General features: G+C 45.6%; 9 protein-coding genes and 3 pseudogenes. 2 read left to right on the top strand and 10 right to left on the bottom strand.

Annotated elements, in window-relative coordinates; all coding sequences use genetic code 11:
- Position 1: 1 nt before the first annotated feature.
- The 8 genes and pseudogenes from gspE to BZK42_RS23965 form a co-directional block, all read right to left on the bottom strand.
- Complete coding sequence (gene gspE / locus BZK42_RS24000; RefSeq protein ID WP_080860564.1) at positions 2 to 1,507, bottom strand: type II secretion system ATPase GspE; 1,506 nt, start codon at positions 1,505 to 1,507, stop codon at positions 2 to 4.
- Positions 1,504 to 3,474: a type II secretion system secretin GspD gene (gene gspD, locus BZK42_RS23995; protein WP_080860563.1), complete on the bottom strand. Its 1,971-nt coding sequence runs from the start codon at positions 3,472 to 3,474 to the stop codon at positions 1,504 to 1,506. The genes gspE and gspD overlap by 4 nt, the downstream gene beginning before the upstream one ends.
- Positions 3,475 to 4,287, bottom strand: a complete 813-nt coding sequence (gspC, locus tag BZK42_RS23990) for a type II secretion system protein GspC (RefSeq protein WP_080860639.1) — start codon at positions 4,285 to 4,287, stop codon at positions 3,475 to 3,477.
- Between the two features lie 147 nt (positions 4,288 to 4,434).
- Entirely contained in the window at positions 4,435 to 7,092 is a 2,658-nt protein-coding gene (stcE, locus tag BZK42_RS23985) for a M66 family glycomucinase StcE (protein WP_080860562.1), read from the bottom strand.
- Positions 7,093 to 7,895: 803 nt separating this feature from the next.
- Positions 7,896 to 8,051: a hypothetical protein gene (locus BZK42_RS29380; protein ID WP_249025161.1), complete on the bottom strand. Its 156-nt coding sequence runs from the start codon at positions 8,049 to 8,051 to the stop codon at positions 7,896 to 7,898.
- A 299-nt stretch (positions 8,052 to 8,350) separates the two neighbouring features.
- Positions 8,351 to 9,237, bottom strand: a pseudogene (locus BZK42_RS23975) (transposase); the annotation flags it as partial.
- 82 nt (positions 9,238 to 9,319) lie between these two features.
- A pseudogene (locus BZK42_RS23970) lies at positions 9,320 to 10,251 on the bottom strand (IS3 family transposase).
- Between the two features lie 483 nt (positions 10,252 to 10,734).
- Positions 10,735 to 10,879, bottom strand: a pseudogene (locus BZK42_RS23965) (IS3 family transposase); the annotation flags it as partial.
- A gap of 229 nt (positions 10,880 to 11,108) precedes the next feature.
- On the opposite strand from BZK42_RS23965, the gene BZK42_RS23960 reads away from it, so the two are divergent.
- On the top strand, positions 11,109 to 11,924 hold the full coding sequence (locus tag BZK42_RS23960; RefSeq protein WP_080860560.1) for an AraC family transcriptional regulator: 816 nt from the start codon (positions 11,109 to 11,111) through the stop codon (positions 11,922 to 11,924).
- A gap of 51 nt (positions 11,925 to 11,975) precedes the next feature.
- Here the strand turns inward: BZK42_RS23960 and BZK42_RS23955 are convergent, their stop codons facing one another.
- Entirely contained in the window at positions 11,976 to 12,815 is an 840-nt protein-coding gene (locus BZK42_RS23955; RefSeq protein ID WP_080860559.1) for a helix-turn-helix domain-containing protein, read from the bottom strand.
- Positions 12,816 to 12,946: 131 nt separating this feature from the next.
- Here BZK42_RS23955 and BZK42_RS23950 point away from each other — a divergent pair, with 131 nt between their 5' ends.
- On the top strand, positions 12,947 to 13,156 hold the full coding sequence (locus BZK42_RS23950; protein WP_080860558.1) for an ANR family transcriptional regulator: 210 nt from the start codon (positions 12,947 to 12,949) through the stop codon (positions 13,154 to 13,156).
- Positions 13,157 to 13,505: 349 nt separating this feature from the next.
- Here BZK42_RS23950 and BZK42_RS23945 read toward each other — a convergent pair whose 3' ends face one another.
- Complete coding sequence (locus tag BZK42_RS23945; protein ID WP_080860557.1) at positions 13,506 to 14,561, bottom strand: PapG chaperone-binding domain-containing protein; 1,056 nt, start codon at positions 14,559 to 14,561, stop codon at positions 13,506 to 13,508.
- Positions 14,562 to 14,567 lie beyond the last annotated feature (6 nt).

Raw genomic sequence — 14,567 nt, 5'->3', positions numbered from 1 at the left:
GTCATTCTTCTTCCTGCAGCCTGCTTTCAGTGACGCGAATTACCTCCTCCCAACTGGTCTCACCGGCAAGCACCTTATGTCGCCCGTCGCCACGCAGCGTCTGATAGCTGCTCCCTGCCAGGCGAGTAATACCCAGCTCACCTTCCCCCTGACAGATTGCCGTCCGGATGCGATCGTTAATCAGCAATAGTTCGTGGATCCCGGTTCGTCCGTGATAGCCACTAAAATTACACTGCTGACACCCGGCAGGCTGCCAGATCGTCGTTCCCGGGGAAATGTCCATGTCCCTCGCCAGCTCAGTACCGACCTGACAGGGCTGACGACAGTGCGGGCACAGCGTGCGAACCAGGCGCTGGGCCAGAACAGCCAGTAATGACGTGGAAAGGAGAAAGGGAGCGATACCCATGTCCTGGAGACGCGACAGCGCCCCTGCTGCACTGTTGGTATGTAATGTTGACAACACAAGATGCCCAGTCAGCGAGGCCTGCACGGCAATCCGGGCGGTTTCACTGTCACGGATCTCCCCCACCAGCACCACGTCCGGATCCTGACGTAAAATTGCGCGCAGGCTCCGGGCGAAGGTCATATCCACCTTCGGGTTGACCTGGGTCTGACTAACACCGTCAAGTTCGTATTCGACAGGATCCTCGACTGTCATGATGTTGCGATCCCGGGCATTCAGCCGGCTTAATGCGGCATACAGCGTCGTGCTTTTGCCCGACCCGGTAGGACCGGCCACCAGAATAATGCCGTGGGGCCGGCGGATCAGCGCATCGATGTGCCGCTGGTTTTGCGGCGACATGCCAAGGGTGGCAAGATCGAGACTGACGCTGTTTTTATCCAGCAAACGCAGTACAATGCGTTCGCCATAGTTCGAAGGCAGCGTTGAAACACGCACGTCCACCGCCCGACCGCCAATACGTAGCACCATACGGCCATCCTGGGGGATGCGTTTTTCAGCAATATCCAGCCTAGCCATGACTTTGATGCGTGAAATCAGTAACGAAGCCAGATGTCGGTGTAAACTGAGGATCTCCCGCAGAACGCCGTCGATGCGAAAGCGAACCTGCAGATGGCGTTCGTACGTTTCAATATGAATATCGGAGGCTTTCTCTTTAATTGCCTCCGTCAACATGGCGTTAATCAGGCGGATGACCGGCGCATCGTCATTCGCATCCAGTAAGTCCTCACTGTCAGGTAACCCCCCGGCCAGGGTATAAAAATCCATTTCATTACCAATCTCCGCCATCATCTGTCGCGCTTCATCAGAATCACGCTGATAACTGCTCACCAGTTTTTTTTCAAATTCTTCCGCCGACAGAGTGGTGACGGTCATAGGTCCTTCAGCTACCCTGCGCACTTCCAGCAGGGCACTGGCAGGCGTGTCCGCTATGCAGAACACCCGGTCTCCCTCCTGGTCACGCAACAACAAGATTCGCTGCGTTCGGGAAAAGGGAAAAGGCAGCAGAGGACGGGATTCACTGACGTTCTGTACTGCTCTGCTCATTGAGTTTCCTGCAGATAAAACGCAGCTATCGCAGCCTTCGCCTTCCGGAAAGCTGTATCGTCCCGATCGGGCGATAACCTGAGCTGTTCCTCTTTCAGCGTCAGCGAAGTTATGTCTTTGCCGCGCGACTGCACCTGCTCCTGATTAAATGACTGGTATTTTTCGGCCGACGCACGGCGGAATCCGTCGCGCTCGCGAATAATGGTAGGCCGGATGAACAACATCAGGTTACGTTTGGCTGTCAGTTCACTTTTCGCGCGAAAAAGATGCCCCAGTAGTGGGATATCCCCTAGCAGCGGCAGTTTACTCTCACTCCCCCTTATCGACTTATCCAGTAACCCGCCGACAACCACCGTTTCGCCATTCCCTACCAGCATGGCATTAGTCACCGTCCGAGTATTGAAGGTTGCCCCCAGATCAGCTGTAGTGCCTGCAGCGCTATCCGCCACACCGGACACTTCCTGTTCTATTTCCAGTAATACGGAATCGCCCTCGTTGATTTGAGGTTTAACCCTGAGTTTGATCCCCACCGTTTTACGCTCAACCGTGTTAAAAATGTTGTCTCCGGAGGTGGTCTGTGAGCCCGAAAGGACCGGGACCTCCTGACCAACGTTAAATGTCGCCTCCATATTGTCCAGCGTGACAATACTGGGGGTTGCAAGGATATCGTTCTTGCTGCTTGTAGAGAGTGCCGTCAGCAGCATCGCCCAGTTACCTTGGTAAAATCCCGCAGCAATACCGTTAAAAGCACTCAGAGCGTTGCTCTTATCGTTGTCAACGGTGCCGTTCTGACGAGCCTGTCCTATCGTGGTGATGGGCAATCCGGTACCGGTGAACTGTGTCACGCCTGCATGTTTATTCGCCCACTGGATGCCTAAATTCAGCCCATCAGCATCTTGCACTTCAGCAATGATGGCTTCCACCAAGACCTGAGAACGACGAATATCCAGCTGCGAAATGACATTTTCCAGGTCACGGATGACGTCAGGTGCCCCCGTCAGGATCAGGGCATTGGTTTGTTCATGGGATTTAATCGTCACCCCTTTGCGCAGGGCTTCCGCTGACGGGCTCTTTTTGGCATCGTTTTCAATACTGCTGCTGATCCCCGTGAGGACTTCTACTAAATCCTTCGCTTTCGCATATTTCAGGTATATTACTTTCGTATTACCCTGAACCTCCTCCTCTCGATCCAGCTGCTTAATCATGGCGATGATACGCTGGCGGGAGACTGGTTCGCTGCTGACGAGGACTGAGTTTGTCCGCTCGTCGGCAACCAGCTTCGCCGTCATCCAAGCGGGCATGGCAGTCTTATCGCTTTCTTTAGTCAGTTCCGTGACGAGTCTGGCCACGTCCGTTGCGGAAGCGTAGGTGAGCGGTACACTGACAACGCTACGGTTGCCCACTTTATCCACCCGTTCGACAATCTCCATCAGTCGTTTGATCACGGCAGCGCGGCCTGTCATCAACAGAACATTAGAGGGTTCATAATGCACCACGCTTCCTGCGCCGGCATTATCATTGAGTTGGCGCAGCAGGGGGGCTAGGTCCCTTGCCGCCACGTTACTGACGGGTACAACCCGGGTGACAACCTCATCGCCGGTCCCAGGGCTGGCATCACTGGCTACCGGCACCGCCGCCGTTTTGGCATCTTTTGAGCGCACCACTTTTAGTATGCCGTTGTGCATATCGACCACGGCAAAACCATACACATCCAGTACGCTGAGAAAGAACTGATAATATTGTTCCTCGCTCAGCTTATCGTAGCTGCGTACGGTGATGGTCCCCTGAACGTCGGGATCAATAATGACCGTTTTGTGCAGATTTTTGCTGACGGTGTTAATAAACTCCTGAATATCGGTATCTTTAAAACTGGCAGAAAATTCAGCCCCCCATCCCGGAATGGCTCCCAGAATTGTTGTTGTGAGCACAAATACAGGTAAGCACCCATTCAACCATTTCCTGAACAATCAGATCTCTCCCACAGCAATAAAAGCATCATACAGCTGACCATCCCGCTCGACGGTTATTTTTATTTCATTAAGTTCTGGCAATTGTTTCATTATTTGCTGCGCCTGCCTGTCATCACGTAGATCTGAACCATTAAGTGATACGGCCAGATCGTTATCCTGCAACCCGGCATTATAAAATAACGAACTGTCCTTACCTGGATTCAGGCGAAAGCCGTTTAATGTATTATTCACCGTAACGGGTGAAATACTCATAATATCCAAAACATTTTTGGGCTGGGAGTCACCTCGGGCCGTCACTATTCCAGCCGTTAAATTATTATCGTCCTGTGCTTTCTTTCTTACCGGATTATCATATCGCAGCGGCAGCGTGGTATTTTTTCCCTGGTAGTTAATAACAATATGATCGCCAAAAATAGCACTAATCGTGGCATCGTAACCGGGTACTTTTTCACCGACGCCCAGACTGTACTGCCTGCTATTCTGTATAATAATGGCAATCGAATTCTCGGCAACCGAACTGCAAAGGATACCTGTCACGTCGAGATCAAGCACTGAAAGTGGAAGATCAGACAGTGAAGAAGTCGTTTCCTGCGCTCCCCGCTCCGGTATCGACGAGGATGCTGTACCAAATACAGTAAACACAAAATTTTCCTCAGTGTGGCTACCGGTTACCGCCGTTTCTGCCGCGGCTACACGGGATAAATCGGACGCCGGTGGTACCTGTGGCGGCCATAAGTGGCGTATGAGGGTAACCAGTTGATACCCAGTAATGAATAAAACCACGCACAACAGCCGGTTCGGTGTCAGCATTCTGCGTGCGATATCTTTCATGAATAACACCCAGTCTCCCCGAGATGGACGAAGTAACGACATACAACGTTGAGAGCCACTTTCGGTTTTGATTAACGGGACGAATGTGTTACCGGAGCGGCCAAGATGGCCGCTCCGTCTGCAGGATTACTTACTGACCACCCTCATCGATCTGGGTCGGCTGAAATCCAGGTACTCGCCGCTCCAGGCTTTGACTTTTTTCATATCAGCAGGATTCACGTTACCCACAAACTCACCAATCCTGTTATAGGACAGGTTGTCCCAGTCAGACAAAAGGACTTTCGCTTTAGCCCCGCTGTCGACATAGACCTCCTGGCCAACAATCCAGTCAGGCAGGCTGTATCCTGACCGCTGGCCAACCGGCAGACAGTAACGCTTACCTGAATTTACGGAAACGATACATCCCTCATTTTCTTTTGCTGGAAGAGCCCGTCCATTTACGGTATAGGTCAGACCTTCTGGCGCAGGTGTGAGCGATTTAGTATCCAGTACCTTGTTATTACAGACCAACGTTGCCTGAGTGGGCTGGCTTTCTGTTGGCACGTTAATGTGGAACTTGTTCATTACATTGCTGTTAGCCCGGTGATTAGCCAGTCTGAATCGCAACTGCCCTTCTTTCGTATCTACCTGCAACTGGCAGTCGTTGCCGGACAGCTTCTGACTGTCATCAGGATAAGTGAAGCCATAAGCACCATGCATCGCAGGATAGATGTAGCTTGACAGGGTGCCTTTTGGATCGTAATAACCCACCAGGGTCGTCACCGGAACGCCAAACTGCTCTGGCTTACGCGCTTCGCGGGTATCAACCACGTCATGTTCTTTCCAGATCTGACCATCGGAAACAAAGCTCTTCTTATAACCCTGGGAAACTATCTTTTCGCCGCCGTTTATAAACAGATGACTGTTATAACCGGCCTCATGGTTGATGCTCAGGATACGGCCTTTATTCTCTGCAGATGCCGCAGGGATATGGATATTCCTGGTCCAATTGCCGTTCCACATATGTACTTTGACGACGGCGTACTCCGCCATCAGCTCAGCCATTTTGTTTTCACTCAGATCCCTGACGGGAGCCGTAATCTGCTCAGCCCTGTCAATGGTGTGTTTATACGGTTCCATTTTCTGCGTGTCTGCATTCCACTTGCTGAAACCGGTGAAGGAACGGGTATCGAACACAGCTTTATTTTCAAAGAAGCGCTGGATTATTGCCGATGAATTAGGGGTATACATCGTGAAACGGTTCGCGTCGGAGAAGGGACTGCCTCCCGCCATGGAGTCAAAACCAAACTTGCGGCCTTCGAACGGCTCCTGACACTGTCCGTCAAGACAACTTTTCTGGTTCGTCCGGGTCGGATAAAAGTTAGGCATAAAGCGTTTTTTATCGCTGTCCCAGCCCCATGCCGAGTTGATCTGGTCAGCGCTACGATGAACGGAGCCCCTGAAACCATCCACATAATGACCCAAGCCGAAGTTATGCCCGACTTCGTGGCTGAACTCATTACCCAGCGTAGAGTCCAGGGTAACGATTCCCCCGCCCCCGGAACCACCGTGCACCTGTATCCCATTGGCGTAGTTACCGCGGCTTGTATGCGCGGCCAGCTGTGCAGTCGTATAAGGATGGCTGCCCTCCCCTGAACCGGCTGTGCTGTTAATACCGTAGTTGGCATTATCGATACCGTGAGAGACCAGCTCCTTACCAATACTCTGACGCATAGTACCTGAATGCCACCCCCCGTTACCCGGATCCGCGTCTGTCAGCAATGTACCTGTGGGTAACATAACTTCCTTCAGATGAAGCGGCGCATATTTGTTGACGATCATGCGACTGACCGGGATGGTCTGGAAATATTCCCGGTGTGCCTCTTTGTCTTTGGCAAAATCAAAGCGATCCCGGGGAGAAGTCAGCATCCCGATATCAATGGTATGCAACAGCAACTCACCCGGTGCACCAACCTTAATATCATTCAGGCGGCCGCTCAGGTTGCCCTGCTTAACCACCAAGTTAAGCCCAGGCGCGATCCAGTGCGCAGGCAGTTCAGCACTCCATGTATCCGGCGCATAAGCTATACGGTTATTCTCCAGCTCACCCTCGCGGAACCACTGACCGTTTACATACTTAAACTGCAGGGTATTACCCACCGAGAGCGTGACCTTACGGCCGCCATAGAACACCGTTGAGTTATAGCCTGCATACGAAACAAAGCGCACCATCTTGCCTTCCAGCCCAGCACCCTGCGGCAGATAAATATCTTTTACCCAGCGACCATTTGCAGTCTGAATCTCCACTAGGGCATTATTTGCCAGATAGGTTTTAATGGAACTCCCGCTGGTGTCACTGAGTTTTTTGACTTCAGCAACCGTATTAATGAGCTTTTTTGTTCCATCGAGAGGGACAAAATCGATACCTCCAGCCGGAACGCCCTGCAGATGGTAGACGGTATCCGGTAGTGATGAAGGAGGAGAAAGTGTTAACGTACCGAGAAGTTTGTCATTATCATCACGGGCTTCCACCTGTACAGGAGTTTTATTATCGGCTTTCACCGGACGTACAAGCAGCAGACTTTTCCGCAGGCTGGTCAAGTGCGGCTGACTTTCCCCTTCCTTAGGATGGGCGGGTATAATCTGGCTCTGTGCAAACTTCACCTCGGCGGCCAGCGAACCCTGCAGATCATTTACGGGTTGAGTGGTATTGAAATAAATAGCTGATTTATTATCAGCAGCTACAGAAAATGAACCCATGGCCAGAGAGGCAAGGATTATACAGGATAGATGCTTTAATTTCATAAGGGTACTCCATCACTCATTCATATTAATTTTGTCAACCGCCTCTTCTGCCAGTCCGCCTATAAACAGCGTTCTGCGATGACCTTTCACTTTTGAAAGGTAAGTAAGTAAACTCAGTTTCCTGTCGTCAGTATAAAGGAACATCCGGATACCGGATATACCCTGAAAGACACTGGACTGCAAATTGTTATAATTTTATCATCTCGTGCATAATTTATTTTAGGACGAAATAAAAGTTATTTTTCAACACTATAAGTGTGTTAAAACACGCATCCGATATGGAGACAAAAAACATTCATTGTCAATTGCTTTATTAATTTCAGAAAAGGATCTAGCAAGAAAACGTAACAGAAGAAAACTACTCTTACGATAAATTTATAAATTCCAGAACATGCTTCTTATTTAGAAGGATATTAACATGGCACTTTTTCCTTGAAAATATTGCATTCACAATTTTGCATATACAATAAGGATCGTCGTGAGATATCTGTATATTATTCTTTTTCTGAACTGTTCTTTTTTCAGTGAACTGAAGAACGATTCGGCCCCCGCATTGACGCTCCTATGTCAAGAGCGGGCGATTGGCATCGGCGAGATCCGATAAAATCAATGGATAGAACTGCCCGAGCTGCATTTTCTGCATCCAGGGGATCTGACTTTCCTTCAAGGTGACGTTTTAAGCGATCTGGCCGTTTAACTTCAACCACATAAATTCTATTCTTAATAAGATAAAGTGTTAATGCCGCTCCATAAGTATCGGTTCTTTCGATGCCTGCTCGTTCGAGGATCCCAAAAGTACGTGCCTAATCAAGTAGTTCCAGATAACCAGATTGATTTGTTTGAATAATGTAAGTTCCAAGCTGTTTCCCTGCCTGACTGATAATAGCACCGACATGAATATCAAGGTGTGTATCAACACCCAGGCTCACGCTTTCAGAAGATTGGTGGTCGTTTTGCATGGTTTGCCCCTAGATATTGGTAGAACAACCATCCCCATCGAAGGACAGGACACGCGGGATGCAGCACAAAGCTCCTATCAGGTCACAAACGCTGGGCCCGTTTATGCCCGGGAAATACCAGAATCAGACGACAGGTCAACACAAATGCATCTGAGCCAATCCCTGCACGGGTCAGTCCGATCCGGTACTTGAAAGTATAGTTGCCGCGCCGACTCATACTGGGTGTCAGATTATTGACCCGACAGAACCGTTGCCAGTCGTCGCTGCCGTACTGGCTGCCCTGGACGCCCTTCTAAGAGTCAAGCCGTTATCGGGATGCTGTTGGCCAGCCTTTTTTGATTTCGCAGTAATGTATAAACTTCGCGTGAGATATAGCGCTTCAGGCAGCGTATTACTTCCGTTTTTGTGTATCCTTCTGCTACTCGCCTACCGACATATTCCTTCGTCTTATCGTCAGCTCGTAAACGTCCGATAGCGATGATGTGAAGTGCACTATTTGCAGCACGATCCCTACCCCGGTTGAGCCTGTAGCGATTAGTTTTCCCAGAAGATACGGGGACAGGGCTGACACCACACAGTGCCGCTAAACCTGATTCTGATCTTAATCGTTGGGGATTGTCTCCGGCAGTTATCAGCAATTGTGAAGCGCTTTCGTATCCAAAAACATTATGTTTGATCAGTTCAGGCGCCAGCTCATCAACAATTGCCGCAATCATGACATCCAAATCAGCAATTTTATCATGTAACTCGAGATGACGTCGGGCAAGGGACTTCAATGAAATGCGATAAAAGTTGGTAACATTGCGTTATTCACTGACATCAGGCCTCCAGGATCCCAGAGTCCTGATGAGTTGCATGCGTATCATATTTCTGAGCTGTTCGCGTAATTCATCCGGGGCAGAGATAATTTCTGAATGGATAATCTGGGAGCGCCCCTGCGGGCTGATACCGCTGTTTTACGGCAAGTTTTTAACCCCCGAAGAAACTCAATCATGCCATCGCGAGTTTTGGGGGTGACTGTTCTGATTCCAGAGAATGCGGCATGAGCAGCACATTCAGCATCAATCGTGTCACTTTTTCCCCGCTTGCGTCGTTCCATTCGGTCTGGCGCAGTTACTTCAAGGACTTCTAACCCGGCATTCTGGAAATAACGAAGCAGCCCGGAACCATAGGTACCGGTGCACTTGTAAATAGACCCGTTTTAGTTCCATGCATTTTTTGAGATCCCGGCCAAATTGACCCAGGCCCAAAATCAATGCAGTGCTAAATCAGAGCTCTTCGTCTTTTTGCAGGCTCCGGATAAATTCAGCCGTAGTCATGTCATTTAATGATGAATGTGTCCTCTCATGATTATATTCTCTGCGCCACTTCTCGAGTTTATCCTGCGCATCTTCCCGCGACAGGAACCAGTGAATATTCAGGCATTCATCCCGCAGTGCTTCCATTACCCGGACCACATCTTCACCCTTCAATGATTTTCCTGCATGGATCGCCAGCATTCCCGATTAAAATTATCCACTACAGTCAGTGCCCGGAAGCGCCGTCCACTAAACAGACTATCCGACACGAAATCCATACTCCAGTACTGATCGATGTACGTCAGGGTCGGCCCCTGCTGACGTTGTGCCGCACTGATATGCCTGCGGGGACGTTTCCTGCGCAAATCCAGGCCTTCCAGACAATAAATCCGGTTTGTTTTTATTTAGTTAATTAGCCAACCTTCTCGTCGCAGCAGGACGTGAATGCGCGGACAGCCGTGGCGTATTCGTGTTTCCGCAATTTCCCTGATGCGCAGTGTTATTGCCCGATCGTCATGCCGACTCTGCCAGTGGTAGACAGAGTTCTGCTCTGCATCAGCAACCCACATCCCCGACGGACGCTGATACGATATACCTCTCGCAAGAAATGTACCGCCTGGCGCTTCTGAGCCGGCCTCAGAACTTTTGCTTCAGTGCCTCCTGCAGCATCTCCTTGTCCAGACTCAGATCAGCCACCAGTTTCTTCAGCCGCTGATTTTCATCCTCCAACTGCCGTAGACACCGCAGTTCGGTCACGCCCAGACAGGCAATTTTTTCTTCCATTTGTAAAAAATGGCCTCAGAAATACCCATCTTTCTGCAAACTTCCCCGACGTGAGTGCCGGTTTCGGCCTGTTTCAGTGCAAACGCAATCTGTTCTTCGGTATAACGGGGCTTTTTCATGGCAATGCGCCTCTCAGTGAGATGGAAGAAAGACCGAATACTTCAGTTTAGCCTAGTACTGTTTTCAGGGAGAAGATCACTACCACAACACCCCGTAAGGCGTTTTCGGCAATGTTAGTGTCGAAACTTCAGGGTTCTCTGCGTGAGGTTCTGACTGTACGGCAGTGGAATCAAGAGTAACAGCAATTAGCAGAGTACTGTAATGGCAGTTTTCTCTCGCTCCACTGCAGGCACTATTTGAACAGCGGATTGGCGTTGATACCATTTTCGAGCGCCAGTTTTAAGATGGATATATCTCTCAGGAAGCCGCAACGGACTGTTGCTTAAATTAGGGAGGATAATTAGAGCAGCTATTTCGCCTGCGGGGAGTCACATTTTTCTGCATATCTGACACACTGAACTCGCCACCTAAGCTAAGCAACACGATTCAGCAGGTATCATCATAGGGAATTGATTCGGAAAACGGTTTGGATTGCCCCCCTGTATTTCCACACAATTTTTTATCACTTAACCCATTACTAGTTCGCCGCTGCAGATATTCCCATGAAGAACGATATCTCATCGCACTGTGCGGATGCCATTCGTTGTAATGTTCGAAGGCCTCCGCAAGGTTCTTGACAATTTTTAACTCGTTTGGTCTTGGTGGATACACTTTATCGAATACATCAGATTATAACCTAACGGTTCACTTCACGCCGACAAAGTGATGCATAAATAGCACAAAACAGAACAGTGTACACTTTTTGGTAAAAAAATATCATGTATAACATTCAAAATAAAACAAAATAGAAAATAACCCACCATCAGAAGAGACAACTAATTGCAAGCACGTCATTCTGATGGCTTCAGGAGGCGAAATGAATACAGTAAATATGCGAGATAAGCTGACTATTGCTGATACTTCTATTATCACTATAGATAACATAACTACAAATAAGTACCTAATAGTTTACACAGATAACTGTGATTTGAACATACATAAAAACAATCAGGATTTGTTTTTTCCACAAGGAAGTTTTGTATTCATAGAACGAGGGATAAAATTTTCCTGCAAAATAAAAAAGATAAATCCAGGAAAAAAACCTTATAGAGCTATACGTCTTAACAAGGAAGAATTAATCATGCTTAAAGAAATATTTAAATCAACACACAGTTACTATCTTGACGAAAAGATAAATGAAAGAAAACCGCGTAATAAAATAGTTAAGGGTGAGGGATACCCTGACTATGCCAGGATATTCGATCGCATCGTGTCTACCAACGATAGAACGCTTAAAATACTTAAACTAGCCTATATAATATCACGAATGGGGATAGCGAAAGATATAATTCACTCATTAATTGCTTCGGCTGCTATAGGTTTTACTGATAAAGTCAGAAGTATGATTGAAAAAGACACATCGAGAAAATGGCGTATTAACATGATAGCAGATGAATTCAATATTTCAGAGATATCAGTCAGAAAAAGACTTGATTCAGAGGGGATATCATTTAATAATTTATTAGTTGAGGTAAGAATGAACAGAGCAATGCAATTGTTACTTGAAAATGAACAACAAATACACCAAATATCAAAAGCTGTTGGAATCCTTAGTCCATCATACTTTATAAAGAGTTTTAAAAATCACTTTGGAATTACACCAAAACAATTTATCATCTATTTTAGAGAATAAAATATCTATTCACCTACCAGTGTGTAAAACTGATTCATATACATTAACCAACTAAGAATCGCCCTCTATATTATATGGGATGGGCAGGCATATTTTAACGTGATATAATTGCTGCCCATCTCCTGTCTTACCATTCAAATGTATCATCTCCATAATCAATAAATCAAATTTGACATCAATAAAAAAAACAAATAAACGGCCAAATCTAATATAATCTTCCCATACACCATTATATTCAATCTCCCAATAAGCTCCCTCATCAGTTACGTAGTTATAATTAGTTACGTCGCTATAACCAATCTTAGCCACCAAATCAATCTCAAACTTGAACGAGCTATTTGGCTGCAAGAACGTAACAATTACAGCTTTTTCTCGTCTGGATAGAATCGACCTAACCCCTTCCAGCCTTAACCTATTACCTTTGGAATAAGGCTTACTTAATAAGCTGTCACGATATTTATATTCTTTAACTTTTAACTTTAAGGGTTTAATTATTTTCCTAACCGGATTATTAAAATGTATGTTATTAGCATATCCTAAAAACAAACGGGAGCAATCAAAACCTATTTCATTTCGATATACCAAAGGTGTAACTTTAAACTCTCGTAGAAAAGCGCGAGTAAATGTTTGTTGCGTTGAAAAATTCAAATCCATCGAAATATGATTTATTTTTTTCTTAGTAAGCTTTAAAAGAATAGCCGCCTGAGTTAATTTCCTTTTTTTTATATATGTACTTATATTCATTCCTGTAATATTTTTAAATATTCTTTGTATATATCTTTTACTATAGCCTGATATTTTTTCCACATCAGAAATCCTTATATTGCTTTTGTTGTCAAGCATTATCTCCATCCTATTTATAACACTATCCACAACCTCTTTAGCTTTCATATAAAAATCTCGCAGTGTTAATATTTTATCTATAATACCATTTATATCGTAATATGGCTAATGATATAATAACAACCTAGTTAAAATAAATTCAATAAGCATCTGATGAACAGTAGAAAGGGAATAGCATCATGCCACCTAAAAAATCATCCAACAAAACTAGGCATTTAGCACATCTCGCTTCTAATGCCGAAAGAAAGAAAAAATACGATATTGCCGCTCAATTATGGGAGAAGGTATTACAGCATGCTTTAAGCAATGAAAATATTGAATGGGCTTTCCGTAGAAAAAACTTTTGTTTAAAGCAAATTTCGTCATACAAGAAAAATCAATATATCTAATACTAGCAATACGCTTTGCATATGCGATACTAGCGACAATTCATTATAGCAAGTCGTTTATAAATCATCATGAGTATAAACACTGAAATAATTTATTTCAGTTGTTTTAGATATAGAGAATGATACCATCCAGATTTAACTAAGAAAAGGTCAGTGTAGTGGACTGGTTATGCTCCATTCATCGAAAACCTTCAGCAATCTGGGTGAAAACAGAATAGAATAAAAAGCGGGCAAATTCCAGTGATATAGAACAGGAGTAAAGTGCCTTTCTGCAAAGTGATCAATGTTTAGAAAGGCACTTTACTCAGCAACTCTTTAACGATTAGTTGTGCCAAGTATTAAACTGACATCATGGCAGAGAAATTTCCATTACAGCTGAACCGCTTAAATTACCTGGTTGACTACTTGTAGTCTTTTTTAATACTGATTGAATAGTTAAATTACCTTGTTTTGATATAGTGATATCTGCAGAAGGTGATGACGCGGAAATATTTGTGTTTTCTACCGTCAAAACAGAATCCCAACCATTTCCTAATCCAACCCCCACACCATCATAGTATTCAGTTGTTGGAGAAGTTAGAGATTTTAGGGTTAATTTAAGCTTAACATCACTAGGAAGTTGACATTCAATTTTTATAGTACTTTTAGCAGTATGACCATTTGCAGATGTAATTGAATGCCCTCCATGTGACAGTTCTATTTCACTTGGAGACACCTCACACTTATTATTGATCATAATATCGAAAGAAAGTGAACCTATATTAGTTGTAACCTTATCTATAGCCGCCATCGTCCATCTTTCCATTGCATTCGGTAAGTATCTATCGGCGTGGTATGAAGCATACCCGACTCTCATCGGTATGGATCCAGTATAATGACCTACATCAAGATGTCGTACATCAAAAAGTAGGGAGGTATCAAATGACACAGCGGGATAATTATAAGTCGTCCCATAGTCCCAACATTTTCCTGGTTCTGAGGAGATGCGCTGATCTGCTACTTTTTTATATAAAGCATAATACGATCCATTATCAAAATCAGTAACACCTGATGGTTTCTGACCAATACTAATTGGAATCTCAACACCATTATTACTCATTGCTTTTTTCGGAAAAAAAAGATAGTGATCATAACCCACTATGCCATATGGTGCATGGTTAAAGGTTCTACAATACTTATTTTCAAGAGATAGCTGTAGAGGAGCAATTGTATTTAACTTTACAGGAATGCTTGATATAGAATTCCCATTGTAATTTATCCCACCTATATTAACATTATGGGGTATTGTCCAAACATAAGCGTACAAAGTCCCACTAACCGGTGGCATCGTACCTTGAGTTTTAGCAGCATATACTTGAGTCGAAAATTGACTAGTAATGAATGCACACAGAAATAAAAATCGCATATATAC

This window comes from Citrobacter braakii (genome assembly GCF_002075345.1).
In the GTDB taxonomy this organism is placed as follows: Bacteria; Pseudomonadota; Gammaproteobacteria; order Enterobacterales; family Enterobacteriaceae; genus Citrobacter; species Citrobacter braakii.
The sequence above is the reverse complement of the archived record's forward strand: the minus strand, read 5'-3'. Positions and strand labels throughout refer to the sequence as shown.

Bases quoted from the DNA above. Each gene is read 5' to 3' on its own strand.
- gspE (WP_080860564.1), bottom strand. From the start codon at position 1,507: ATGAGCAGAGCAGTACAGAACGTCAGTGAATCCCGTCCTCTGCTGCCT.
- gspC (WP_080860639.1), bottom strand. From the start codon at position 4,287: ATGCTGACACCGAACCGGCTGTTGTGCGTGGTTTTATTCATTACTGGG.
- stcE (WP_080860562.1), bottom strand. From the start codon at position 7,092: ATGAAATTAAAGCATCTATCCTGTATAATCCTTGCCTCTCTGGCCATG.
- BZK42_RS29380 (WP_249025161.1), bottom strand. From the start codon at position 8,051: ATGCAAAACGACCACCAATCTTCTGAAAGCGTGAGCCTGGGTGTTGAT.
- BZK42_RS23960 (WP_080860560.1), top strand. From the start codon at position 11,109: ATGAATACAGTAAATATGCGAGATAAGCTGACTATTGCTGATACTTCT.
- BZK42_RS23955 (WP_080860559.1), bottom strand. From the start codon at position 12,815: ATGAAAGCTAAAGAGGTTGTGGATAGTGTTATAAATAGGATGGAGATA.
- BZK42_RS23950 (WP_080860558.1), top strand. From the start codon at position 12,947: ATGCCACCTAAAAAATCATCCAACAAAACTAGGCATTTAGCACATCTC.
- BZK42_RS23945 (WP_080860557.1), bottom strand. From the start codon at position 14,561: ATGCGATTTTTATTTCTGTGTGCATTCATTACTAGTCAATTTTCGACT.